Source organism: Desulfoluna spongiiphila (assembly GCF_900101345.1).
GTDB classification, from domain to species: Bacteria; Desulfobacterota; Desulfobacteria; order Desulfobacterales; family Desulfolunaceae; genus Desulfoluna; species Desulfoluna spongiiphila.
On the sequence record NZ_FMUX01000018.1, the window covers coordinates 126,074 to 151,542 of the forward strand.

Below are 25,469 nucleotides of genomic sequence, written 5' to 3' on the forward strand. Positions count from 1 at the left end.
GGGCGTTTTTTCCATCCGTGACCACGGAGGGCATTCTGAACCGGTGCCCCCCTTAAAACCACGGGCCAAAACAAAGATTCCCCGCCCTAAGTTCGATTCGGCCCACCTGTATCGTTTAACCCTTTGATCTTGACTCACCCCCCAGAAAATGTTTAAAAAAGCGCATGCGTTAACGTAGAACACATATTCTATACTCGAACCCCTTCCCCCCGGAACGCCATCCTCAGACCCATCTGATCCCCCACCTCCGGGGGGGCACGACCTTATAAGAGAGAAAAAGACAGAGGTGCCCACCCATGAAAGCAGGACTTGACTTCGGATCCAAATATATCCACTACGCCGTGCTGGACGCAGACCGCGTCGTTGCCAGCGGCAGCATCCTCCACAACGGCAACCTGGAAGAGGCCCTGACCCGGGCCAGACACGCCATGGAAACCGAAGCAGGCGGCGCCATCACCCGATTCGGGGTCACCGGCAACATCACCCTCTCCGAGGCCCGGGTCTTTGACCCGGTCATCGCCTCAGTGGAAGCAGCGACCCTTCTCAAGACCCCCTGCAAAAACATCCTCTCCATCGGGTGCGAGAGCTTCTACCTCATCCGCCTGGACGACCAGGGCAACTACGTGGAGCATGTGGTCAACTCCGACTGCGCCTCGGGCACCGGGTCCTTCATCGACCAGCAGGCCGAACGCCTGGGCTTCTCCACCGAAGCCCTGGCGGAAAAAGCCGCCGCCTTTAACGGCAAAGCGCCCTCCATCGCCACCCGCTGCGCGGTCTTTGCCAAGAGCGACATCATCCACGCCCAGGCCCAGGGCTACGCCAAAGAGGCCATCGCCACCGGCCTGTGCGAAGGGGTGGCCCGAAGCGTCCTGGCCAACACCGTCCGGGGCCGGGAGCTCACCGGGGACCTGCTCTTTATCGGGGGCATGGCGGCCAATGCCAAAATCGTCCGGGAGGTGGAGGCGGCCTTAGGCCTTGCCGTCAGCGTTCCGGAAAGCGCCCAGGCGGTCAACGCCATCGGGGCAGCCTCCCTGGCCGACCAGCCCTGGGAAGCCAGCAAGCACCTCATCTCCCGCATGGGGAGAGAACGAACGGTCCGGCCGATCCTGGACACCAACATGCCCCACTACCCCGCCTTTGACGGCCTCTCCTCCTATGAGGCCGACGGCATCGAGGTCACCCTCTACCAGGCCCCTGAAAAAGCCTGCGAGGCCTACATGGGCATCGACGTAGGCTCCACCAGCACCAAGGCCGTCCTCACGGACAAAAAGGGCACCATCCTGGCCGGCCTCTACGGCCGCACCCAGGGCGACCCCGTGGACGCCGTCACCCGCCTCTTTGCCCAGGTCAAGGAGCTCTTCAAGGAAGTTGCCCTCACCATCTGCGGGGTGGCCACCACCGGCTCGGGCCGGGAGCTCATCAAGGAGGTCATCGGAGCGGATCTCGCCATCAACGAGATCACCACCCACGCCAAGGGCGCCACCTTCCTCGACCCGGCCGTGGACACCATCATCGAAATCGGTGGCCAGGACTCCAAGTTCACCCTCTTAAACGACGGGGTGGTGAAGCATGCCGTGATGAATTACGTCTGCGCGGCAGGCACCGGCTCCTTCATCGAAGAGCAGGCCAAGCGCCTCCACATGACCCTGCCTGAGATCTCCGATATCGTGGAAGGGGCCAAGGCCCCCTTCACCTCGGACCGCTGCACCGTCTACATGGAGCGGGACCTGAACATCTTCCTCTCGGAAGGGTGGAAAAAGGCTGAAATCATGTCCGCGGTGCTCCACAGCGTCCGGGACAACTACCTCTCCAAGGTGGTGGGCAAGAGCAGCCCCGGACACAGGGTCTACTTCCAGGGGGCAACCGCCCGCAACAAAGCCCTGGTGGCCTGCTTTGAGCGGGAACTGGACCAGAAGGTCCTCGTCTCCAAATTCTGCCACCTCACAGGGGCCCTGGGCTGCGCCGTGGCCTTGAAAGATGCAGGCATTGACGCCTCCTCCTTCACGGGCATCGATTTCTCCTGCACCGTGGAGACCGAGACCTGCGAACTCTGCACCAACCGCTGCGAGCTGCGCATCTACACCGTGGGAGACAAGAAAAACGCCTGGGGCTTAAAGTGCGGCAGGGATTACGCGGAAAAAAAGGTGGGGGGCAAAGAGACCGTCTCCGGCCTTGAAAAACAGTTTAAGGCCATCTTCAAAACAGAGGATGCAAGCGCTGCGGGGACAAAAACCATCGGCATCCCCGAGACCCTTTTCATGGTGGAGTACGCGCCCCTGTTCAAAGACCTCTTCCAGCGCCTGGGGTTCAACGTGGTGGTGGAAAAAAGCACGGCCAAAAAGCTGGCCCAGGGCATGAAGCTCATCAACGCCGATTTCTGCACCCCCATGGCCCTTACCCACGGCATGGTGGCCGCCCTTGATCGGCCCGGGGTGGACTACATCTTTCTGCCCACCCTCATCAGCGAGCAGAGCCTCCTTGAGACCCTTCCCATGGAACAGCCCTTTGGAGAGAAGAGCACGGACAGCTACTTCTGCTACTACTCCTCCTATGCGGCCACCATCATCAACAACCTGCCCGGCATGGACTTCGGTGGCCGCCTGCTCCACCCCACCGTCCGCATGAACAACGTGGCCGACGAGATCGTGGGAGAACGCCTCGCAGCTGACCTCGCCCCCATCCTGGACCTGCCGGAAGAGGCCATTGTCCACGCCTTCATCGACGCCAAAAAAGCCTTTTCGGCCATGAAGAAAGTCTGGGTGGCTGAAGGCACAAAGCGCCTGGCCAACCGGGGACCCAAACCGAAAATCCTCCTGCTGGGACGCCCCTACGCCCTCTTCGACAAACGGGTTAACTTAGGGATCCCCGCCCGCATGGAATCCATGGGCTTTGAGATCGTCTCCCAGTCCATGATGGACCTGGCACCGACCACAGGCGACCTGCCCGATCACTTGGACAACATGCACTGGTACTTCGGCCAGCAGATCCTTTTGGCCCTGGACGCGGTGCGGAAGAACCCCGACCTCTACCCGGTCTTTCTCACCTGCTTCCGCTGCAGTCCGGACGCCTACCTGATGAACCACATCAAAGACGCCATGGAGAAGATGGGCAAACCCTACCTCATCCTCCAGCTGGACGAGCATGCAAGCGACGTGGGGTACCTCACCCGCATCGAAGCGGCCATCGACACCTTTGTGGCCGACTACGACCGCAGAAAGGCTGAAAGCAAAGAGATCGTCATCCCCAGAACCACCTTTGCCCCGGACACGCCCGACGAGGGAGACACCGTCCTCATCCCCATGGTGGATGCCCGCATCAACCGACTCCAGGCCGAGGTGTTCAAGGCCGCCGGGTACAAGGCAGAGGTGCTCCCCATGGACAACACCACCTTGAACCTCGGCTACCGGTTCGCCAGCGGCGGGGAGTGTCTGCCCAACGTGGCGATCGTGGGTTCCGTGATCTCCCGGCTCTCCCAGGGAGACCTGGCCCCGGAACAGGCCATCGTCTACCTGCCCAACATCTGCCTCTCCTGCAACTTCAACCAGTACGCCAACCTGGTGAAGGCCGCAGGCACCAAGGCCGGGTATGCAGGGATCAAGGTGATGAACACCAACGGGCAGGCCGCCGTGCCGGGCATCTCCGCCCGCCACAACGCCCAGCTCCTCTCGGTGACCATCTTAAGCTCCATCCTCTCCAAACTGCGGTTCCGCTTCCTCCCCTATGAAACCGAGGAAGGGGCCACCATGAAGGCCGTGGGCGAGGCAGAGGCCATCATCGCCTGGCACATCGCCAACCGAAAGTCCCTTATGACCGCAGCGGAAAAGGTGCGGGAACTCTTTGGCGGGCTCCCCCTGCCAAAGACGCGCAAACCCCGCATTGCCATCCTCGGGGACATGTACGCCAAGTACAACGAGGTCCTGAACGAAGCCATCTGCGATCACGCCGAAGCCCTGGGCGGGGAGGTCATCCTCCCCTCCTACAACGAGCTGGTGGTTCACTCCATCTTTGCCGATACCCGGCAAAACCACTGCGGGGAAAAACTCCTGGGCACCATGACCGGCTACGAGGAAAAATTCGAGGCCATCTTTGACGGGCTCCTCGAAGGGGTCACCGAGCCGCCCCTGGACGAATGCCAGGCCCTCATGGAAGAGTTCGGCCTCACCAGCTTCATCGCCGGTGAGACCGCCGTCTCCTTAGGGAGAATGCTCTACTACGTGAAGCACGGCCTTGTCTCTGCGGTTATCCACGTCAACCCGGTCTTCTGCTGCCCCGGGGTCATCAGCGCCTCCATCTTCCGCAAGATCCAGGAGCGCTACGGCGTGCCCGTCATCGACCTTTTTTACGACGGCACCAACAAACCCAACCGGATGATCGATCCCCACATGTTCTACCTCACGCGCAAGGCGGGATAAGAAAAAAGGCCTCCGGCGGCCCTGCCGGGGGCCAACCTTTTAAAAAGGTTGCCAAACAGGTTTTTAAAAGGCGGCCCTGCGCCGCCTCCTGAAAAACTGGACACCGTACAGAAAAAACCGTAAAATCAACCATTAATTCATCCCTTATAAAAACACCCATCTTACAATCACGTTGGTCAATCCCCTTTGGAGCACTCCATGAAACCGCACCGCCTGGTGTCCCCGGTTTTTTTCGTCGTCCTCCTGTGCCTGCCGGTCGTCGCCCTTGCCCTGCCCGATGTCCCGGATGACCCGACCCTGGCCGCCACCAACAACACCATCACCGTCTCCTGGAAAACCGTGGCCGATGCCGACGGGTACACCGTCTTCTGGGGCGAAACCGAAACCGAGGTCACCAATGAAACCAACCCGCTGAAGCGAACCAACAGCGAGCTGGGGCTCACGGACCCGGTGGATGCAGATGTGGATGTGAGCTTCACCATAGGTGCCGCCTCCGGGGTCACCCTGGAGCCCGAAACCACGTACTACGTCGCCATCTCCACCTTTGAAAGCGACCGGGACAGCGCCCTCTCCGGCATCGAATCCGTCACCACGGATGCCGACCCCGAGGTGCCGTCCACTCCTGCCAACCTCACCCTGGACCTGCGAACCGATGCCAGCATCACCATAAGCTGGGACAAAGCCGCGGACTCCGACAATGTCACCGCCTATGCGGTCAGCGTGGAAAAACGCGTCGCAGGCGTCTTTCAAAGCGTCTCCCTCACACCGGATTCCCCCATCGACGTCAACGACCCCAAGGCCACCTTCTCCGGCCTCGATGCCGACACCCGCTACCGGTTCCGGGTAACGGCCACGAACGCCCAGGGAAACTCCGACCCGTCGGCCTGGCTGGTGGTGGACACCTTTGCCGCAGGGCAGACACGGGACAACCTGGCCCCCGATACCCCCATCCTCTCCCAGGACGATCATCCCCCCGAGCTCCTGGAAAACCTCAGCGTGCGCGTCCTCTTTGACGGCAACAACGACGGCATGGCCGACCTGTCGGTCTACAGGGTGTACTACGGCACAGACCCCGCCGCCCTTGTAAGCCAGCAGGATGTCGCTCCCGAAGACGATGCCGTCATCTCAGGCCTCACCGAAGACACCCACTACACCTTCCGGGTCTCCGCCATCGACACCAGCACCAACGAAGCCCCCCAATCCGACGGGAGCGTCTCCATCTTCGTGGAAGAGGTACACGCCCTCCTGGACGATCCGGAGACCTTTGAAGGGGGTTGCTTTGTCGACGCTTCCCAGGGCAGGGCCTCCCCACGCCCTCTTGCCGCCATTGCCCTGACCCTGTGCCTGGCCGTCCTGGGCTTTGCCGTCAGGCCCCGGGCCGTTGCGCTCCTCCTGGCCGTCCTTATGCTGCTCCTGCCCGTCACCGGCCACCCCCAGGACCCCAACACCATCGGCATCAAGGCAGGCTTTCACCGCCTCACAGACGACCGTTACAGAGACATCTACGGTGAAAACGCCATCTCCGGCACCCTCTTCTACCAGAGAAAATTCCAGGGCCCCCTGGCAGCCTCCCTGGAAGCGGGCTACGTCAAACGCACCGGTACCAAACGCACGGATTCGGGCCAGGAGAGCAAGGCCGAAACCGAACTGATCCTTGTCCCCCTCACGGCAAGCCTCACCTGGGAAACCACCGTCACCCCGGAGGTCATTCTCTTTGCAGGCGGAGGGCTGGACTACTGGTACTACAGGGAGACAAGCGATACCCACAAGGTGGATGCGTGGGATGACGGGGACTACGGGGTGGCAGGGTACCACGGTCGTGCCGGCATCAAACTCTTCACCCGCGATCCCTATTTTGACAACAAAGCCGGTGTGATCTTCGAAACCGTCTACTCCGTCATCGACCGATTCGGCGACAACGCCATCGACCTGGGCGGCTGGACCTTCAACGCCGGTGTCTTCCATACCTTCTGACAGAAATAAGCAAAGGCGCCTCCGACGGCCCTGCCGGGGGCCAACCTTTTAAAAAGGTTGCCAAACAGGTTTCAAGCAATACACTCGACTCGACATGGAATATAAGACGGGTGATGTGTACTCATAAAGCTCATTCACCATGAGGTTTCAAAGTATTTTACCTAAGCCACTCAGATTAAAACCAATTCTGACGAAGTGGCGACACCGTACCCTCACCCTGACAAACCTTGTGAGAATGCCGATAAAATCACCAGCTTTGATGGCGGGCGCAGTCCGTGACGAACGCCATTGCGATTTGCCCTGAGGAACGAAGGGCGAGGCGCAATGGCAATCAGCTTTCGAGGTGGCTCACCTCGCCGCCGGAGGCGCTTTTTCAGTCACTTTGATACCGTTATTCTGGAGATTGAGTCTGGATTCGATGGGGGTGGGTATACACAAAAAGCCCTTCGCCCCGGGCAAGGGAGCAGAGGGTGATGCCGAGGCCTTCGGCCAGTTCCACGGCAAGGGCGGTGGGGCGGGAGACGGCTGCGATGATGGCGATACCGGCGCGGGCGGCCTTCTGGACCATCTCGTAGCTGATGCGGGAAGAGAGGACAAGGAAACGGGCCTCGCCCAGGGAGTCCTGGAGGAAAAGCTTGCCCACGGCCTTGTCCAGGGCGTTGTGGCGGCCTGCGTCTTCGGCCACCGAGAGGATCTCTCCGGTGCCATGGGCCAGGGCCGCGGCGTGGGAGGCGCGGGTGATCTCTCGCAGGGGCTGGTGGGTGCCGAGCGCATCAAGGGCGTTGCTGACGACCTCAAAGGCCACGGGCGAGGCGTCCACCGTGGAGGTGACCTGACGCAGGTCGTCGATGAGCTCCTTGCCGCAGATGCCGCAGCTTGTCTGGCTGATAAAGCCCCGACGGTCCAGGATCTCTGGAACTCTTTCGCTGCGTTCGGGGGTCAGGGTCACGGTGACCACGTTGACGTCTTCATCGCAGAAGGCCAGGGTGCCGAAATCAGCCACGGCATCCACGATGCCCTCCCCCAGGCAAAACCCGGCCACATGGGCAATCTCATCGCCCGGGGTGCGCATCACCACGGTGTAGGGGTTGCCCTGCACGCGGATGGAGAGGGGCTCTTCCGCCAGGAGCTCCTGGGTGGTTTCCCGCACCTCGCCGGTCACGATGTGACGAATCCGCTGCGTGCTGTGACTCTTCATGGCCCCGTCCTTAAATTAATAAAATACCCCCAAAAAACGCCTTCCCCATGGTTAAGACCGGTGGAAAACAGCCTCCGGCGGCAAGGTGTGCCACCTTGAAAGCAGGTTGCCAATGCGCTTTCCCCTCGTTCCTCGGGGAAAATCACATGCACCTTTCATTCAGGGTATGTTGAAATCATCTTGCTGCATCAATCTATTAATCAGGTTACCCCCCATGGAGGTACCACGAATCAGGACCCTGCGGTGAGCCCACGGTTCCCGGCTCGCCGGGCCTTTCCACCGGCCACGGTGGTCTCCGTTGCACACACATGCTCTTCCACATGGGAGCCGATGAGCTGCCGGACCATCTCTGCTGTCTCTTCCACAGAGAGGTGGGCGTAGGCCTCATAGGGGATCTCGTCCAGGATCTCAATGTCCAGGTGGTGCTTTCCGTGGAAATTCATGCTGTGCTTGGGCAGGGCCTTGCGGGTCCCGTTGATGGCGATGGGCAAAATGGGCAGCTTCAGATCATGGGCCAGGATGAACGCACCGGGCTTAAAGGGCCTCAGATGCCCGTCGAAGGAGCGGGTCCCCTCCGGGAAAAAGTAGACGGAGGCACCCTGTTTCAAGGTCTTCTCGCAGACGTCCATCATCTCGGCGATGCTCTCTTTGTCCCCCCGCTTCAACCGGATATACCGGTTCATCACCATGTTCCATCCCACAAAAGGCACCTTGAATATCTCGGCCTTGGAGACCCACTTAAAGGGAAAAAACAGGGTAAAAGCCGCCAGGATATCAAGCTGGGACTGATGGTTGGAGACCACCATGTAGGTTTTCTTCCAATCCACCTTATGGCGCCCCTTGGTGGCAATGCGCCAGGCTGGCATGGTCCAGATATAAACCGAGGCCCAGAAGCAGGAGTAAAGGTGAAGCACCACAAGCCGCTTGTCAAAGAGGCGTGTCACCAACCAGATAAGCACCGCGCCCAGATAAAAAAAGACGCAGGTGATGCCGATGTAAGCCAGAAACAAAGTGGAAATCAATCGATTCAACATGAGGATTCGGTCCCTTTTTCATCAATGTCTATTTTGTGAAACCGTCGTTCTATTTGTGGCACAAAGTGATCTTTATTTCAAGGAGTCTGCTCTGAATCTCGTTTCATTGATCGCCCTCTCCATGCTATGAAGAAAACAAACTTTTTTATTTCGCAAGGGGCCCTGACCAGCAAAGGTTCCCCCCTTCATCCAAACACAACCAGAATCTGTGCGATACCCCTTCCAAAACAAGCGGAGTGTGCGTATCCATGGTGACGATATCGCAACCTGTGAGGAGGCAATATGGCGGTCCAGTGGTATCCCGGCCATATGAAAAAAGCGAGCGATGAAATTCGCGACGCATTAAAAAAAGTGGATGTGGTCATCGAGATCATCGACGCCCGCATCCCCGTATCCAGTTCCAACCCCATGCTCAAGGAGCTTAAAGGGGCCAAGCCGTGCGTCAAGGTCCTGAACAAAAAAGACCTCGCCGACCCGGCGGTCACCACCCGCTGGATCCAGGCCATGGAAAAAGAGGAGAATACCCGGGCCATTGCCATTGAAGCCCTGAAAAAAAAGGACGTGGACAAGGTAAAAGCCCTTGCCGCGTCCCTGGCCCCGTCCGACTTGAAACGCGGGGTTCGAGCCCTGGTGGTGGGCATTCCCAACGTGGGAAAATCCACCTTTATCAATACCCTGGCAGGCCGTAAGGTGGCCAAGACCGGGGACGAACCAGCCGTCACAAGGCACCAGCAGCACGTCCGCATCGACGGCGGTCGCCAGGGCTTTGACATCGCCGACACCCCCGGGGTGCTCTGGCCAAACCTCGCAGACCATCGGGGCGGCGTCCGCTTAGGGGCCACCGGCGCGGTGCGGGACACCGCCCTGGACTACCTGGAAGTAGCCCCCCAGGCCGTGGTGGACCTGCTCACCCACTACCGGGAACTGCTGGTGGGACGCTACAAGCTCAAAGTGGTCCCTGAAGAGGGCCTGGAGCTCCTGGCTGAAATCGGAAAGAAACGGGGCTGCCTGCGAAAAGGCGGGGTGGTGGACATGCACAAGGCCGCTGAAATCGTCTGCAAGGAGATCAAAGCCGGCGACCTCGGACGCATTTCCCTGGATTGGCCCGAAGATTACCCAAATAAAGAAAACACGGCTGATGACTAAAACGTTCGGCCAGCAATAGTAAAACCAAGGCCAGCAAAGGATTCCATAGCAAAGATCCATGCAAGATCAGCATGCGATCTCTGAACCTTATGCCGATAACCGATTGACAAACAGCTGACAACTCATTTAGATATACTGGAGTGGAAAAAAGATATCACAATTGTTCATGGTCCGAGCCCGGAACGGTGAGCGATTGGATAAATCCAGTGTATTATTAAGTGATACGCCTGAAGCACAAGGCGCCTGCATCCATAATCGGTTTGGTAATATGTGTCCGAGCCCCAGCGAATCATTTCTTCTTATCCACAGATAGAGATGTACAACTTTAGGACCTATGGAAAAACGATCCAAAGTAAAAAGAGAGATGTCCCTGTCTGAAGCGACCTCACGCCTGATTTCCCATATCCTTAAAATGGGCCAGGGAGAAATCATGGACCTTCTGGAGCTTGTTGAGAAAAAAAATTTCGAGAAGAAAAGAAAGTCCCCGCGGTTCGAATACTATGGCGAGGCCGTCTATGTGGTGAAGGGAAGGGCATACACAGGGTTTATCAAAAACATCAGCACCGAAGGGGTGTTCATCGATACCCCGGACGTGGCCGATGCCGGAGAGAAGATCATCCTCTCCTTTGAACTGCCCGAAGGTGAACACATCCGTATTTCCGGCACCGTGGTCCGAGGTGAAGGCACCGGCTTTGCCGTCTCCTTTGACCGCACCATCGACGGGAACCTCTCCCGCCTCAAGCGCCCCGCAGCAGAACCCGAAGCTGCCGGGCAGTTAAGCCGAGGCAAATAACGCGCTGCCGGACCACATGATAAAAAACAAAAAGGCCCGCCGAACAGGCGGGCCTTTTTTTATTCATCATCCCCCAGGGGAAACAGCGTGCGGGCTACAGCTCATCAAGGGAGAAGGCGTCGTGGAGGATACGCACGGCCAGCTCGGCGTAACGCTCGTCGATAACGCAGGAGATGCGGATCTCACTGGTGGTGATCAGGCGGATGTTGATGTTCTCATCGGCCAGGGCCTGGAACATGCGGGACGCCACACCGGAATGGTTCTTCATGCCCACACCGATGACGGACACCTTGGCGATGTCGTCGGCCACGAGGACCTCTTTGCCACCAAGCTCTTCGGCCACACGACGGGTGATCTCAATGGCTTCCTGGTAGTCGGTCTTGGTCACGGTGAAGGTGAGGTCGGTCTCGCCACCGGATCGGGTGTTCTGGATGATCATGTCCACCTGGATGCCGGATGCGGCCAGGGGGGAGAAAATCTTAGCGGAAACACCGGGCTGGTCAGGGACCTTCTTGACGGTGATGCGTGCTTCGTTTTTATCTAAGGTGACGCCGGAGACGACAAGCTGCTCCATGCCGGAATCTTCGTTGACAACCATGGTCCCTTCCTCCTCATTGAAAGATGATCTAACGTGAATCGGCACGTTGTATTTCTTGGCAAACCCCACGGAACGAATCTGGAGGACCTTGGCCCCCAGGCTTGCCATTTCGAGCATCTCGTCGTAGGAGATTCTCTCGAGTTTTCTTGCCTTGTCGCAAATCCGGGGATCGGTGGTGTAGATCCCGTCCACGTCGGTATAAATCTCACACGCGTCGGCGTTCACCGCCGCGGCGATGGCAACGGCCGAGGTATCGGAACCGCCGCGCCCCAGGGTGGTGATGTTGCCGTCGCAGTCCATGCCCTGAAAGCCTGCCACCACGACGATCTTCTTCTCATCCAGCAGACGTTTGATGCGATTCGCACCAATGCGCATGATCCGGGCCTTACCGGCTCCGTTGTCCGTCTGGATCTCAGCCTGGAACCCGAGGAGAGACTCGGCCTTGTAGCCCATCGCCTGAAGGGTCATGGACATCAGGGAAACCGTTGTCTGCTCGCCGGTGGAGAGGAGGACGTCCATCTCCCGCTTGCAGGGCTTGCTTGAGGCCTGATGGGCCATCTCAATCAATCTGTCGGTCACGCCGCTCATGGCTGAAAGCACCACCACCACGTCGTTCCCCTCGTCGTAGGACTTGGCAACGCGCTTGGCCACATTGTGGATGCGCTCCAGGTCCCCGACGGATGTACCGCCATATTTTTGTACGATCAGTGCCATTGTGTCTCCATAATGTATAAAGCCGTATACGTTTCAGGGTCTTGTATCAGAATTGTTCTTTCAAGTCCACATCCGGGTGCAAACACCGCATCGTAATCACGCGCTCATCCGGCCCTTCTTCATTCATGGTGATGACCAGGTCCGTGCCGAGTTCGGCATCATCGGACCGCTCGGGCCACTCCACCACGATGACGCCCCCCTGCTGCTGCATGTCCCGATACCCGATCTCTTCGAGTTCATCCCCCCCGCCCAGCCGGTACAGGTCGAGGTGGAACAGAGGCAGGCGCCCCGGATACTCATTGACGATGGTGTAGGTGGGGCTGGTGACAGGATACGCCTCGTCCACCCCCAGCCCGCGGGCAAGACCCCGGGCAAAACAGGTCTTGCCGCTGCCCAGGTCCCCTGCAAGGGTCAACACCAGGGGGCCGCTCACGGCACAGCCCATGAGGCGTCCCACCTCTTCGGTCTCTTCGGTGGAGGCCGTGGTAAGGACCACGCGGCCTGCGGCGAGCAACTCGCCGATGTACGATGAATGTTGGGTCATTGATTCTGCCATGCTGCGGCGCATCACCGGCCGCCGGGTCAAAAGATTGAAGGGTCAAAAAACCAAAAAAAATGCCTTCTATGATTAATGTCTGATGAATCACAGGGTCAAGAGGGCTCAGGAAAAAACAAAAGCAATGCCTCCGGCGGCGAGGTGAGCCACCTCGAAAGCAGGTTGCGAATGCGCTTTTCCCTTCGGTCCTCAGGGAAAATCACATTCGCTATCGATTTTGATTGGTCTGAGTCTGTTTTTTAAAGCCTGTTTATTAAACTTTTTAAAAGTTTGGCCCCCGGCAGGGCCGCCGGAGGCGCGTTTCAGATCACCCGAGCTTCGGGGGCGCGGGGTTCAAGTCTGCCGGCCATGGCGTCGGAGAGGACGCCGGGCAAAAGCTCCGTCAGGCGCGAGGCGGCCATGCCGGTCTGAAGCCCCTGGTCCATGAGGCGATTGGCGGCTTCGCCGTGGAGGTATACCCCCATCTCCGAGGCCTCCCTGCAGGAAAAACCCTGGGCAAGAAGGGCTCCGATCAGGCCGGTAAGCACGTCACCGGTACCTCCGGTGGCCAAAAGGGCATTGCCCGTGGGGTTGAGGGCACAGCTCCCGTCGGGATGGGCCACCACGGTCCCGGCCCCCTTGAGGACCACATGGAGCCCTGTTTGAACGGCAAAGGCCGAGGCGGCGCCCATGCGATCCGCCTGGATATCATGGACCGAAGCGCCGGTGAGCCGCGCCAGCTCCTTGGGATGCGGTGTGATCACGGCCTCGGCCTTGATCTCGCGCACCAGCTCGGGCTTTTCGGCCAAAAGGTTCAGGGCGTCGGCATCCAGAACCATGGGCACCTCGCAAAAATCGAGGACAGCGGCCAGGGCGGCCAGGGCCCCCTTGGAGGTTGTCAGGCCGGGCCCGGCGGCCACGGCGTCTTTGCCCGAAAGAAAGTCGGCCAGGGCCTCGCCACAGCCCGGATGAAAGCTGCCGTCCTCCCCGTGGGGCAGGGGCAGGCTCATGGCCTCCAGGCAGCGGGACTCAAAGGCGGTGTTGATACATGCGGGAAGAGCGGTGCTCACCAGCCCGGCCCCGCCGGAAACGGCAGCCCCGGCAGCCAGGATCACGGCCCCGCTTTTCCCTGAAGAGCCCCCCATCAGGGCAAGGTGGCCCCGGGTTCCCTTGTGGGCGTGGGGGCTGAAAGGGGCCATGCAACCCATGACCTGTCGGCTGGTGATCAGGCGACAGGCCACCTCGGCCCGGTCCACGGCCCATTGGGGAATGCCGATGTCCACAACGGAAAGCTCGCCGCAATGCTCCCTTCCCGGATAAAGAAAGTGGCCCGCCTTGGGCAGGCAAAAAGTGGCCGTGGCCCGGGCCCTCACCGCACACCCCAGGACCCGGCCCGTGTCCGCACACACCCCGGACGGGATGTCCACGGCCAACACCTGCCGGTTCGAGGCGTTGACGGCCGAAACCACCTCCGCGTAAAGGCCTGTCACCTCCCGCTGAAGACCCGTTCCGAAAAGAGCGTCCACCACCATGTCGCAGTGGGACAGGGCCCGTGACAGGGCGGTCAAGTCCACCCCTTCGACAACCTCCACCACCGCAACGCCCAGGGCCTCCAAAAGCGACAGATTCTCAAAGGCCTCCCCGGAAATGCCGTCCACGCCCCCCACCACAAACACCGGGGCCTCCACCCCGCGCTCGGCAAGGTACCGGGCCACCACAAAACCATCGCCGCCGTTGTTTCCCCGGCCCGCCACCACAACCACCCGCGAAAGGGGCCTGCCCGCAGCCAGCCCATCAAGGGCCGCCACACACCCGCGCCCGGCACTCTCCATGAGCACGCGCCCGGGAATGCCGATCTCAAGAATGGTCCGACGATCGATCTCCTGCATCTGCTTTGCGGTGGTTACCTGCATGGGAGCCTCCTTAGAAATATCGCAAAAAAAAGCATGCCTCCGGCGGCGAGGTGAGCCACCTCGAAAGCTGATTGCCGTTGCGCTTCGTCCCTCGTTCCTCGGGCCAAATCGCAACGGCCTTCGGCTCGGGCTTCGCCCGACATACATACTGATGGTTTGTGCGGGCTGGATCACAAGCTTCGTAATAACAGGATACGTTACCGCCGCTTGGCCATTATCAATAAAACCACACAGCCTCCGGTGACCAGGGGCTTTCACGGGCGAAGCCCGTCAGCACATGTGAAGGGGCGTAGCCCCGGAGCATGTGCGAACCTGGGGTCAAGGGGCTCAGCCCCTTGCCGCCGGAGGCGTTTTTGGCGTTAGCTGTGCAGCTCTTTCACCAGCTGGGCCATGTCGCGGACGGCCTGGTCCAGGCCGATCATGGAGGCGCGGGCGATGATGCTGTGGCCGATGCTGTACTCGTCGATTTCGGGGACCTCTTTGAAGGCTTTCACGGAATCGTAGTTGATGCCGTGGCCGGCGTTGACGCCCAGGCCCAGTTCGTGGCCGAGTTTGGCGGCGGCTTTGATGCGGTCCATCTCTTCGCGTTTCTCGGCGTCTGTGACGGCGTCGCAGAAGGCTCCGGTGTGGATCTCGATGAAATCTGCCCCGATCTCTTTGGCGCAACGAATCTGATCCAGGTCCGGGTCGATGAAGATGCTCACGGGGATGTCACCGTCCTGGAGATCTTTGATGGCTTCTGCGATGTGGGCTTTCTGGGCCAGCAGGTCCAGGCCCCCTTCGGTGGTCACCTCTTCGCGTTTCTCGGGCACCAGGGTCACCAGCTCGGGCTTGATATCAAGGGCGATGGCCAGCATCTCTTCGGTGGCGGCCATCTCCAGGATGAAACGGGTCTGGATCACCTGGCGAAGCAGGCGGATATCCCGGTCCTGCACGTGACGGCGGTCTTCCCTCAAGTGGGCGACGATGCCGTCGGCACCGGCCATTTCAGCACGTGTGGCGGCGGCAACGGGGTCGGGGTAGGTGGCCCTGCGGGCCTGGCGAAGGGTGGCGATATGATCGATATTGACTGCAAGTCCTGCCATGGATGGGTACTCCCATTGGATCGGTTGGTTGGGGTGGCTCCGTCTGGGTCGAAAAGAGGAAGGCGAAGCGCCGGCCTCATCACATTCGATCAAGCGGAACCCCGGGCTGCGGGCCGCAGCGGCCAGGCCTCCCGGCTTCTTTTTCCGGAGTGTAACACCGGGGTTACCCCGGATCAACCCCCGTTGATCATCTCCGGGGAGTTCACCAAGAAGGATTGATGACACTTAACGGGCCGCCTTCAATTTTCCCACAAAAAAAGGGCTCCGAACAGGAGCCCTTAAATGCGTTTTAGCAAGGGAAGGTGGTGCGTGGCGGGCCGACTCAGAAATAGTCAAGCCCGGCCCCGGGTTCGATGAGGCCGAGGAGCTCGCGGCTCTTGTCCGCCATGGTGGCCTCCTCCTCATCGCCCAGTTCATGGTCGTACCCGGCCAGGTGCAGGATGCCGTGGACAAGGAGCTGGCTGTAGCGCTGGTCAAGGGTCACGCCGCGCTCATCCGCCTCCCGGACCGCGGTATCGCAGGAGATGATCACATCGCCCAGAAGCGGGGAGACAAAGGGGGAGTCGCCGTCATCCATGGCAAAGGAGAGAACGTTGGTGGTGGCGTCTTTTCCCCGGTACTGATGGTTGATCTCGCGCATCTCGGCGTCGTCCACGAAGGAGAGCGAGAGCTCCCGATCATTTAATGCCAAGGCGTTTAAGATGACCTTCCCCTTCTCCAGCATCGCGTTCTGCGGGACCGGGTGCGTCTCCTGACGGTTGTCGATTTGAATCTCCATTTTTTGCCTTTTGTCCGTTGCCCGACTTCTCGGGATATTTGATGCGGTGGTGGTTGATCCCGCTTAGCACCACGTTGAATCGCTTGGCCATGATGTGGAGGTCTTTTAAGGTGATCTCACAATAATCGAGCTGGCCCGAGACGAAAATCTTATTGATAAGGTTCTGCACCAGCCCCTGGATACGTGCCGGGGTGGGGTTGTCCAGAGACCGGGTGGCCGCTTCCAGCACGTCGGACATCATGACAATGGCGGCTTCCACGGTCTGGGGCTTGGGCCCGGGGTACCTGAAATCATCGGGGTTCACCGTCTCTTCGGAGTCCTCTTTCTGGGCCTTGGCCTTCTCGTAGAAGTACTCGATGATGCTGGTGCCGTGGTGCTGCTGGATGGTGTCCATGATGGGCTTGCCCAGGCGATACTGCCTGGCGATCTCGATGCCCGCCTTGACGTGTCCCGTGAGGATCAGGGCGCTCATGGAAGGGGCCAGTTTGTCGTGGCGGTTTTTGCCCTCGGTCTGGTTTTCGATGAAGTACTGGGCCTTTTCGATCTTGCCAATATCATGGTAGTAGCCGCAGACCCTCGCCAGAAGGGGGTTGGCCCCGATCTCCGAGGCCACGGCATCGGCCAGGGTGCCCACGATGACGCTGTGGTTGTAGGTGCCCGGCGCCTCGATCATGAGCCGGCGTAAAATGGGCTGGTCCAGGTTGGCAAGCTCCAGAAGCTTGATGTCCGTGGTGTAGTCGAAAAGCATCTCCAGAAGGGGGGCGATGCCGGCGGTCACGATGCCCGAGGCGAGCCCACCGGTAAAGGCGAACAGAGCGCTCCAGAGGTAGATCTCCACGGAGATGTCGCTGGTGTAGGTCACCACCCCGGTGGCCAGGACCACGTTGAGGAGCCCCAGCTTGGCACCGGCCTTGATGAAAACCTTGCGCTCCCGGCAATTTTTCAGCCAGAAGGCGGCCATGGCCGAACTCAGGAAGATATAGATAAAGATGGAGAACTGGTTGGCAAAGACCAGGGTCACCAGGGCGGCAAAAACAATGGAGAAAAAAAGCGCCGCTTCCATGCCCATGAAGAGGCAGACCGCCATGGCCCCTGCGGCCACGGGCATGCCGAAGTAGACCGAGATTTCGTGGATGTCAAACTCCAGGGACGCCCCGATAACCCCGGGCACGGACAGGGAGATCTTGGCCACAAAGAGAAAGGTGATGAGCACCGTGGCCAGGAAGAACATGTTCTTGTTGCGGTCTTCGATGCCCTCGTTTTTCGGCCGGTAGTGCACCAGAAAGGCGATCATGAGAAAGAAGGCCGTCACCATGGCCGCGCCGATGCTTCGGGAAAACAGGTGGCGATTCCGGGTCTGGAGCTGGAGTTCCTGGAGTTTCACCAGTTGAAGCTCGGTGACCCGCTCCCCTTCCCGCAGGATCATCTCCCCCACCTTGACCTTGAAGAGAACCGGCTTCACCTCTTCGGCGGCCCGCTTGGCACGGATCTCGGTTTCGCTGCCGTTCAAGGTGATGTTGGGCTGCAGCATGCGCTGGGTGAAGTCCACGATGAGGTTCAAGGCGGTGTAATCCACATCGGCCGCCTCTTTCTTGAACAGGGGGTCCGCCACGATGCGCACCATGGTCTGGGCCTGTTCCAGGCCGTAATAGGCCTTCAAGTTCTTGGCGATGGACTCCTCTTTTCCCTCCACGGTCCGGAGGGTAATGCCCCGGTCACCCTGACGGAGCAGAAGCTCCTTGTTGGCCACCACGCCGTTGGTCATGATCTCGGTATAGATCCGGCAGATCAGGTCTTCGATGGTCTTGGAAAACAGATGGGTCTCAAGGACCTGGTACGCGCCCCGACTCACCTCAATGCCCATCTTGTCCTCGAACTCCTGCTTTCTCAGCCACACCTCATCAAGGGGGGTGGCTGCTGCGGTGGGCTCCATTCCGGGCTCTGCGGAAGGCTGGGGGGGCGGGGGAACCGGGGGCTGGGTCAGGATGGCCCGAAACACGGAAAAGGCGCTCCGGACGTTGGCCACCTGCCGGCTCACCATCTCCGTGTTGTTGTCGTACACGGGAAGCACCGAGCGGATGGCCAGCTTGCGGCTCGCCTCGGTGGCGGCATCGTCCTGGATCAGAAAATCCCGGGGAGCCTTGATGTTCTTTTCAGCGATGTCCCCCACACGGTAGGAGAACTTGGTCACGGAGAGATTGGGGTAAATGATCAGGGTGAATAAAAGGGTGATCACCGCCAGCAGGATCCACAGCACATGGCCGCTGGTGGTAAAATACGCACGGATCGATTCCCGCAAGGGGAGCCGCTTCTCAGGTCGAAGATTCATCTTGTATCGTACGCCTCTTAAAGTGCCTGTTCCGCGCGTCGGCGCTTGGAAAGGTCGTTCTTCTCGTAGGCCGAGATAATCTTCATCACCAGTTTGTGGCGCACCACGTCGTCTTTGGTGAATTCCACAAAGGAGATGCCGCGGATCCCTGTCAGGATCCCGTGGGCCTCTTTCAGCCCCGGCACTTTTCCGGAGGGGAGGTCCACCTGGGTCACGTCACCGGTGATGACCGCTTTGGAGTTAAACCCGATGCGGGTCAAAAACATCTTCATCTGCTCGGAGGTCGTGTTCTGGGCCTCGTCCAGGATGATAAAGGCGTTGTTCAGGGTCCGGCCTCGCATGAAGGCCAGGGGGGCCACTTCAATGGCGCCCTGTTCCATGAGCTCCGTCACCTTTTCGTAACGCAGCATGTCGTGCAGGGCGTCGTACAGGGGACGAAGGTAGGGGTCGACTTTCTCTGCCAGGTCTCCGGGCAGAAAGCCCAGGGACTCCCCCGCTTCCACGGCGGGGCGGGTGAGGATGATGCGGTTCACCTGCCCGCTGGTCAGGGCGGAGACGGCCATGGCCATGGCCAGATAGGTCTTTCCGGTCCCTGCAGGCCCGATGCCGAAGACAATATCATGCTCCCGGATGGCATCGATGTACGCTTTCTGGTGTGGGCTCTTGGGGGTGATGGGGCGTTTGGTGGCGGTGATGAACACCGTGTCCATGAAAATGGACTTCAGGTTGACCTCAGGGTCACCACTCACCGCTTTGATGGCGTGGTCGATATCGCTGGGGTAAAGGGGCATCCCCTCTTTGACGAGGGAATAAAGCTGATTCAACAGGATGACGGCCAGCTTGCGGGCCACGGCGTCCCCCTGAAGGGTTACCTTGTTGCCCCGGGCATGGATGGTTATGGCCAGGGCGTCTGCGATTTTGGTGAGGTGACGGTTCTTCTCACCGAACAGCTGCATGGCGTGCGCGTTGTTTGAAAACGACAACTCGCTGATGCTGTTCTCCAAATTTTCTTCCATGTATGTGCCTTCGCGATGCCCTGCCCTTTCACAACGTGAAAAGAAGCCGGGCGGTCCCTTATGTGTTGCCTGACCCGGTTTTAGCAGGGAAAATCAAAAACGGTGGTAACGTCAGAAAAACCGGAACGGAACAGCCGTCCGGTGCCCCCCAGGGTCACCCTTTCCGGGGTATCTGCCTGAGAGTGAAAGTCATTTTGACATGTATGCATTCTTAGCACACATGATTTGCCGAATGCAAACTGAAACGTAACCCCCTCTAACCCAAGGAAAAATGCCTTGACTCCCCTGCTTGGCTTCTGCTAAGCAACCAGATTGATCGGTGCGAAGGTCGCACCGTGCCGTGGCATTCGACGCTTTAACCGTTAGTTTTCCCAGGCGCATCTCACCATGGAGGCCCACTGATGAACCCACTTGATATCACCTTTTGTATCGTAATCGCCTTCTGCCTGATCCGGGGCGCCTTTCGGGGAATCGTCAAGGAAGCCTCCGCCATCATTGGGGTTTTCGGTGGTTTTTTCGCCGCATACACTTACTACCCCCTCCTGGGCGAACAGCTCAGCCGCTTCATCGACTCCACGGCCTGGCTCAACATCATCAGCTTTCTCATCATCTTCGGTGCTGTCTTTGCCGCGGTCTCCGCCCTGGGCGTCCTCATTAAGTACCTGCTCAAGGTGGTGTTCCTGGGCTGGGTGGATCGTCTCTGCGGTGCCGGGTTCGGCCTGGTCAAGGGCATCCTCATCTCCGCCGTGCTCCTCATGGTCTTTGCCACCTTCCTCGACAAGGGCGCTCCCCTGATCCGTCAGTCCAAAACAGCCCCCTATGTCACCATCGTCTCAGAAGCCCTCTCAAGCTTTGCGTCCAAGGACCTGCGCCAGGAGTTCACCACCAAGATCGAAGACGCCAGGAAAATTTGGGAGAAGCGCTTCTAAGGGGCCGAGCGCCCCGAGCCCCGGCCCATCTTCAACCCGGAAAACCAGCCCTGTCCCGTGCAGGGCCTTTTTTGTTAAAAGGTCACCCTTGTGAACGAAACACGAAAACTCATCCAACGCCTCAGGGCCGACAACGGCTGCCCCTGGGATCGAAAACAGACCCCCGTCTCCATGGTCCGCTACCTCATCGAAGAGAGCTATGAGCTCCAGGAGGCGATCCACGGCGGAGACCCCGCTGAAATGGCCGACGAGCTGGGGGACACCTGGTTCCAGATGGTCTTTCTCATCCATCTTCTGGAAGAGGCCCACGGGCTCTCGTTTCCCGAGGTGACAAGGGCCAACCAGCGCAAAATGATCCGCCGCCATCCCCATGTCTTCGGGGAGGAGACCGCCGATACCGTGGACGAGGTGAAAACCCACTGGGCCCGGATCAAAGAAGAGGAAAAAGCCGAAGCCCCCGCCTCCCTGCTGGACACGGTCACCTCCGGCACCCCGCCCCTCATGAGGGCCAGGGATGTCTCCAAGGTCACCGCCGAGGCGGGCTTTGACTGGGACGACATGGACGGGGTCATGGAGAAGGTGCACGAGGAGTGGGGCGAGTTCACCGAGGCCCTGGCCTCCGGCGACAAGCAGGCCGCCTCCCTGGAGTTCGGCGACCTGCTCTTCACCCTGGTCAACGTGGCCCGCTTTGCCGGCATCGACGCCGACGCCGCCCTCTCCTCCTCGGTGGCCAAGTTTGAAAAACGGTACCGCCTCATGGAGCAGCTCCTGGCCACAGAGGGGGAGCGCCCCGACCGAAGCCGTTCATCCCGGGTGGACGCCATGTGGGACCGCGCCAAAGAGCTCAACGACGGGGCAGGCAATGCCCCCAACACGTAACTGGAGATGTGAAACACCATGATAGCCATCATCGACTACGAAGCCGGCAACCTCACCAGCGTCGAGCGGGCCGTTCGGTCCCTGGGCCGCGACTGTGTGGTGACCGGTGACGCCCGGATCATCCGAGAGGCGGAACGGGTGATCTTTCCCGGTGTGGGGCAGGCGGGCAGCGCCATGGCAAGCCTGAAGCGCACCGGCCTTGACGCCGTCATCCACGACGTCTACGCCTCGGGCCGCCCCTTTATGGGCATCTGCTTAGGGACCCAGATCATTCTCTCCCACAGCCAGGAGCACGACACCCCCTGCCTCGGCCTCCTTGAAGGGGAGGTGGAAGCCTTCCCCGCGAAGATGAACGACACCGACGGCTCCCGGCTGAAGATTCCCCACATGGGATGGAACCGGATCCGCCGGGTGGCGGAGCACCCCATCCTCGAAGGGATCACCGAAGAGGACGAATTCTACTTTGTCCACAGCTACTACCCGACCCCCTCAGACCGCGCCCATGCCCTGGCCGAGTGCACCTACGGGTTCACTTTTCCCGTGATGCTGGGCCACAGGAACCTGGTATCATCCCAGTTTCACCCGGAAAAGAGCGGCAAGGCCGGACTTAAAATCTTAGACAACTTCTGCAGGTGGCAACCATGTTAAGCAGGCGCATCATCCCCTGCCTGGACGTACGCGAAGGACGCACCACAAAGGGCATCAAGTTCAAAAACAACGTGGACATCGGGGACCCGGTGGAGATGGCCAGGCTCTACTACGAGCAGGGCGCCGACGAGATCGTGTTCTACGACATCACCGCCTCCCATGAAAAACGCAACATCATGATCGACGTGGTCCGCCGCGTGGCAGAGACCATCTTCATTCCCTTTTCCGTGGGGGGGGGCATCCGCACCGTGGAAGACATGCGGGCCGTGCTCCTGGCCGGCGCCGAAAAGGTGAGCGTCAACTCCGCCGCCGTGAAAAACCCTGAGATCATCCGCCAGGGGGCCGAAGCCTTCGGCAACCAGTGCGTGGTCCTGGGCATGGACGTCAAGCAGGTGGAGACAAGCGAGACCATCCCCTCGGGCTACGAGATCGTCATCAACGGCGGCCGCAAGCACATGGGCATGGACGCGGTGCAGTGGGCCCTCAAGGCCCAGGAGCTGGGGGCTGGCGAGATCTGCCTCAACTCCATCGACGCCGACGGCATGAAGACCGGCTACGAGGTAAACCTCACCCGCCTCATCTCCGAAACCGTGGACATCCCCGTCATCGCCTCGGGCGGTGCCGGAGAGCCCGAGCATCTCCGGGAGGTCTTAACCGACGGCAAGGCCGACGCGGCCCTCATCGCCTCCATGGTCCACTACGGGGATTACACTGTCCCGGGCATAAAATCCTACCTTCAGGATGCCGGCGTCAAAATCAGGCACCGCTGGTAACCAGGGTTCGCGAATGCTCCGAGCCCTCGTTCCTCGGGCAGGTTGCATTGGCTGACGGGATTCGCCGGTGAATACAAACAAAAAGGCCGAAAACGATGTGTCCACATCGTCTTCGGCCTTTTTTGCGTGTCGCTGCGGACACCCGCGCCTTTTATAAAACATCGTAACTATTCAGCTCAAAAAAACAGCCTCCGGCGGCAAAGTGTGCCACCTTGAAAGCAGGTTGCGGATGCGTTTTGAGCTGAATAGTTATAAAATCATACCTGTTACAACGGGATAAATGGCCCCTTACGAGGCTCAGATATAGTCACCGCGCCTGAATTTCACGGCTTCGATGCCTGCCAGGGCCGCGCTCTGTTCGGCCAGTTCCCGCACACGGGGGTCGGGCTCATCACCAAGGGACGCGGCGAGCTCCGTGGCAAGGGATCCCATCTCCCCGACGAGGGATTCCACCTCTTTCAAGGGCACCTCGGAGGCCTCCATCTTCTGGGAGTAGTCCTCCAGAAGGTTCAAAAGGGCCACGGTGCGCTCGGCGGTGGGGGAGGGAGCCGCTGCGGAGATCACAGGGGGCATCACGGCGCGGATCTCCCCAAGGGGAGCGGGGGCTGCGGCAGCTCCCGAGGCTTGAGCGGCAAGGCCCTCCGACGGACCGGCCTGCCCCTGGGTCGCCTGGTTCAGCATCTGGCCAAAGGAGGGGGCCCCTTCCCGGGGTTTTGCGGCGCCGGCTGCAGGGCTGCCGGGTGCCGTGGGCCCTGCGGGGTTGATGGTATTGAGTTTCATGATGGACTCCTCTGGTGGGATCACTCGTGACCGGGTACCCGGGAGCCCCTGGCTCCCTGCGGCGCTCTTCGAAACCGTCTGTTTCCGGTATGCGCGCCCGCCACATGATCCGACGGTTTATCTGTACGCCTTGCCCCGCAGCACGAAGCAAAGCCTGCCACCCCAAGATCTATTCAAAAGTTGTGCCACAGGTTGAAATCAGCGCACTTTTTCACGAAATCCCCCGATTGCCGGGCCTGGCAGTCTTGCACGCCATAAAAAAAGGCACCGGTATGTGGGAAAAATTTTCCCATCGGTGCCTCTGGTCATTCGGAAGTAACGGCTGACATCGGAAACAGGCCTACCCCGTTTCGACAGACCTACACATACTCGTTGATGGCCGATGCGATGATCTTGTCGGCAACCTTGTCGGCGGGTACGGCGTATCGACCCTCTTTGACCTCGTTACGGAGCTCTTCCACCTTTTCGGTGCGGATGTCCGGGGTGTTCATCATGGCGTCACGGGCGATCTGCATATCCCTGGAATCCCGGGAAAGGGTCACCTTGTCCGCTGCGGAACGCTCCTGCCCCTTGGCCTGAGTCCCCTGCTTTGCCGGGTTGGCTTCCGACACCTCTCGCATGTAGAGTTGCCTGCCGTAATTGGCATTTGATTCAGAGATTTTCATGGCTTTCCTCCGGGTCGGGGTTTCCGTCCTCACGTCTGTAGTGATCCATAAGGGACCTTATTCTCTGGCCCTGGGGACCGCTGTTTCCGACGGAGAGTGTACTGGTGGTCTTTTCATCGTCTTCACCGATATAATTGTACACAAAACGTCCGTTCTTTTTGCGTTCGACGTCGGATTCTCCGCCCTTCTCTTTCCAGACCTGGGCGGCGACCTCAACGTCCTTGTCGCCAGCAGCCCCGGTGGTGGTCAGGCGATTGATGATGTCTGAAGCCACCTTGTCGATAACGGCCTTCCGCTTCCCTTCCGCCGACAAGGTAATCTTATCATGGGTCGGTGCATTGTCAAGACCGAGATCTTTCTGACGATTCAATGCCTTATTCTGGCTTACCTGCTTGCTGTAAGTCTTTAAAACATTGTTTATCTGGTATGACGGTACATGCATGACATCTTTCTCCTTAGTCTTGGCATCGGCAAAAATTGCCCAGACATTAAGGAAAAAAAACAAACAAATAAAACAAAAGAGTGGCTGAGCCCGTCAACTGCGGATCAGAAGATAATTCCGAATAAAATGACGATGGCTGCGAAAGGCGATCTCCGGCAGGTCGTCCAGGGGAAAGAAGCGGGCCTCGTCGGCGTCGTCCCCGGCAACGGGCGAACCGGTCCAGCTCCGGACCAGATACCCCATGAGCAGGACGGTGCCGTAATCGGGGTTGGGGTTGGTGGTCACCCCCAGAAGGGTTTCGATGCGGCCGGCAATACCGGCCTCCTCCCGCAGTTCCCTGACCGCCGCCTCTTCAGGAGACTCGCTCAACTCCATAAATCCCCCGGGAAGGCACCACATCCCGACTTTGGGGGGGACGTTCCGCTTGATGAGGAGCAGGCGCTCCTCGTTGTCCACCACCACCACACAGGAGGCAGGGACCGGATTTTCATAGAGGGGGGTGGCGCAGGCCTCACAGTAGAGACGATCCCGGCCCTCCACAAAGCGCCTGGAGAGAGACCCGCCGCAAAAGGGGCAGAATGCTTTCTTTCGGGGCGTCGCCAAAGGGTCTTTGGGTGAACTGCAGGTGGTGAGTGTGTCGGGTGCCATGGGCCCTCCAAAAAAATAAAAAAAGAAAGGTAACTGTTCGGCTTATGCCTCAGGCGGCACCGCCGGGGGCTAAACGTTTGCCTGATCTTAGTCGTGGTAGGAATACCGGTTGCCCAATACCCCCCACACAGATCCGGACGTGAAGTTTTCCCTCATCCGGCTCCTCGGTTGTACTCGCTT

At 59.6% G+C, this 25,469-nt stretch carries 21 protein-coding genes; 8 read left to right on the top strand and 13 right to left on the bottom strand.

Features of this window, described 5'->3' with window-relative positions; all coding sequences use genetic code 11:
- Positions 1-296: 296 nt before the first annotated feature.
- Both BLQ12_RS20370 and BLQ12_RS20375 read left to right on the top strand, forming a co-directional pair.
- Complete coding sequence (locus BLQ12_RS20370) at positions 297-4,412, top strand: acyl-CoA dehydratase activase (protein WP_092213552.1); 4,116 nt, start codon at positions 297-299, stop codon at positions 4,410-4,412.
- A gap of 198 nt (positions 4,413-4,610) precedes the next feature.
- Entirely contained in the window at positions 4,611-6,386 is a 1,776-nt protein-coding gene (locus BLQ12_RS20375) for a fibronectin type III domain-containing protein (RefSeq protein WP_092213554.1), read from the top strand.
- Between the two features lie 391 nt (positions 6,387-6,777).
- Here the strand turns inward: BLQ12_RS20375 and fdhD are convergent, their stop codons facing one another.
- Positions 6,778-7,584: a formate dehydrogenase accessory sulfurtransferase FdhD gene (gene fdhD, locus BLQ12_RS20380; RefSeq protein WP_092213556.1), complete on the bottom strand. Its 807-nt coding sequence runs from the start codon at positions 7,582-7,584 to the stop codon at positions 6,778-6,780.
- Positions 7,585-7,814: 230 nt separating this feature from the next.
- Positions 7,815-8,618: a lysophospholipid acyltransferase family protein gene (locus BLQ12_RS20385; protein ID WP_092213558.1), complete on the bottom strand. Its 804-nt coding sequence runs from the start codon at positions 8,616-8,618 to the stop codon at positions 7,815-7,817.
- A 282-nt stretch (positions 8,619-8,900) separates the two neighbouring features.
- Between BLQ12_RS20385 and ylqF the strand changes: the two genes are divergently transcribed.
- Together ylqF and BLQ12_RS20395 are read left to right on the top strand one after the other, a co-directional pair.
- Entirely contained in the window at positions 8,901-9,764 is an 864-nt protein-coding gene (ylqF, locus tag BLQ12_RS20390) for a ribosome biogenesis GTPase YlqF (RefSeq protein WP_092213560.1), read from the top strand.
- A gap of 334 nt (positions 9,765-10,098) precedes the next feature.
- The gene (locus BLQ12_RS20395) at positions 10,099-10,557 is read left to right on the top strand and encodes a PilZ domain-containing protein (protein WP_092213562.1); all 459 of its coding nucleotides are present in this window, start codon (positions 10,099-10,101) and stop codon (positions 10,555-10,557) included.
- Positions 10,558-10,651: 94 nt separating this feature from the next.
- On the opposite strand, the gene BLQ12_RS20400 is transcribed toward BLQ12_RS20395, so the two are convergent.
- The 7 genes from BLQ12_RS20400 to BLQ12_RS20430 form a co-directional block, all read right to left on the bottom strand.
- Positions 10,652-11,869, bottom strand: a complete 1,218-nt coding sequence (locus BLQ12_RS20400; protein ID WP_092213564.1) for an aspartate kinase — start codon at positions 11,867-11,869, stop codon at positions 10,652-10,654.
- A 46-nt stretch (positions 11,870-11,915) separates the two neighbouring features.
- Entirely contained in the window at positions 11,916-12,413 is a 498-nt protein-coding gene (gene tsaE / locus BLQ12_RS20405; RefSeq protein WP_092213566.1) for a tRNA (adenosine(37)-N6)-threonylcarbamoyltransferase complex ATPase subunit type 1 TsaE, read from the bottom strand.
- A gap of 314 nt (positions 12,414-12,727) precedes the next feature.
- Positions 12,728-14,317, bottom strand: a complete 1,590-nt coding sequence (locus BLQ12_RS20410) for an NAD(P)H-hydrate dehydratase (RefSeq protein ID WP_175469974.1) — start codon at positions 14,315-14,317, stop codon at positions 12,728-12,730.
- Between the two features lie 359 nt (positions 14,318-14,676).
- Entirely contained in the window at positions 14,677-15,402 is a 726-nt protein-coding gene (locus BLQ12_RS20415; RefSeq protein ID WP_092213570.1) for a pyridoxine 5'-phosphate synthase, read from the bottom strand.
- 322 nt (positions 15,403-15,724) lie between these two features.
- Positions 15,725-16,180, bottom strand: a complete 456-nt coding sequence (gene ybeY / locus BLQ12_RS20420) for an rRNA maturation RNase YbeY (protein ID WP_496559530.1) — start codon at positions 16,178-16,180, stop codon at positions 15,725-15,727.
- Entirely contained in the window at positions 16,080-18,509 is a 2,430-nt protein-coding gene (locus tag BLQ12_RS20425; protein ID WP_092213572.1) for an HD family phosphohydrolase, read from the bottom strand. Before BLQ12_RS20425 ends, ybeY begins: the two co-directional genes overlap by 101 nt.
- A 17-nt stretch (positions 18,510-18,526) precedes the next feature.
- Positions 18,527-19,525, bottom strand: coding sequence for a PhoH family protein (locus tag BLQ12_RS20430; RefSeq protein ID WP_092213574.1), 999 nt, complete (start codon positions 19,523-19,525; stop codon positions 18,527-18,529).
- Between the two features lie 401 nt (positions 19,526-19,926).
- Between BLQ12_RS20430 and BLQ12_RS20435 the strand changes: the two genes are divergently transcribed.
- From BLQ12_RS20435 to hisF, 4 genes are all read left to right on the top strand, one after another.
- Positions 19,927-20,454, top strand: coding sequence for a CvpA family protein (locus tag BLQ12_RS20435; RefSeq protein WP_092213576.1), 528 nt, complete (start codon positions 19,927-19,929; stop codon positions 20,452-20,454).
- 90 nt (positions 20,455-20,544) lie between these two features.
- A complete protein-coding gene (gene mazG, locus BLQ12_RS20440) occupies positions 20,545-21,333 on the top strand; it encodes a nucleoside triphosphate pyrophosphohydrolase (RefSeq protein WP_092213578.1) in 789 nt (262 codons plus the stop codon).
- A gap of 18 nt (positions 21,334-21,351) precedes the next feature.
- Positions 21,352-21,981, top strand: coding sequence for an imidazole glycerol phosphate synthase subunit HisH (gene hisH / locus BLQ12_RS20445; protein ID WP_092213580.1), 630 nt, complete (start codon positions 21,352-21,354; stop codon positions 21,979-21,981).
- A complete protein-coding gene (hisF, locus tag BLQ12_RS20450; protein WP_092213582.1) occupies positions 21,975-22,754 on the top strand; it encodes an imidazole glycerol phosphate synthase subunit HisF in 780 nt (259 codons plus the stop codon). The genes hisH and hisF overlap by 7 nt, the downstream gene beginning before the upstream one ends.
- Positions 22,755-23,051: 297 nt before the next feature.
- On the opposite strand, the gene BLQ12_RS20455 is transcribed toward hisF, so the two are convergent.
- The 4 genes from BLQ12_RS20455 to BLQ12_RS20470 all read right to left on the bottom strand — a co-directional run bounded on the left by BLQ12_RS20455 (position 23,052) and on the right by BLQ12_RS20470 (position 25,289).
- Positions 23,052-23,534, bottom strand: a complete 483-nt coding sequence (locus tag BLQ12_RS20455; RefSeq protein WP_092213584.1) for a hypothetical protein — start codon at positions 23,532-23,534, stop codon at positions 23,052-23,054.
- Positions 23,535-23,893: 359 nt separating this feature from the next.
- On the bottom strand, positions 23,894-24,199 hold the full coding sequence (flgM, locus tag BLQ12_RS20460) for a flagellar biosynthesis anti-sigma factor FlgM (protein WP_092213586.1): 306 nt from the start codon (positions 24,197-24,199) through the stop codon (positions 23,894-23,896).
- A complete protein-coding gene (locus BLQ12_RS20465; protein ID WP_092213588.1) occupies positions 24,186-24,641 on the bottom strand; it encodes a DVU0524 family FlgM-associated protein in 456 nt (151 codons plus the stop codon). The genes flgM and BLQ12_RS20465 overlap by 14 nt, the downstream gene beginning before the upstream one ends.
- Before the next feature lie 93 nt (positions 24,642-24,734).
- Positions 24,735-25,289: an NUDIX hydrolase gene (locus BLQ12_RS20470; protein WP_092213590.1), complete on the bottom strand. Its 555-nt coding sequence runs from the start codon at positions 25,287-25,289 to the stop codon at positions 24,735-24,737.
- Positions 25,290-25,469 lie beyond the last annotated feature (180 nt).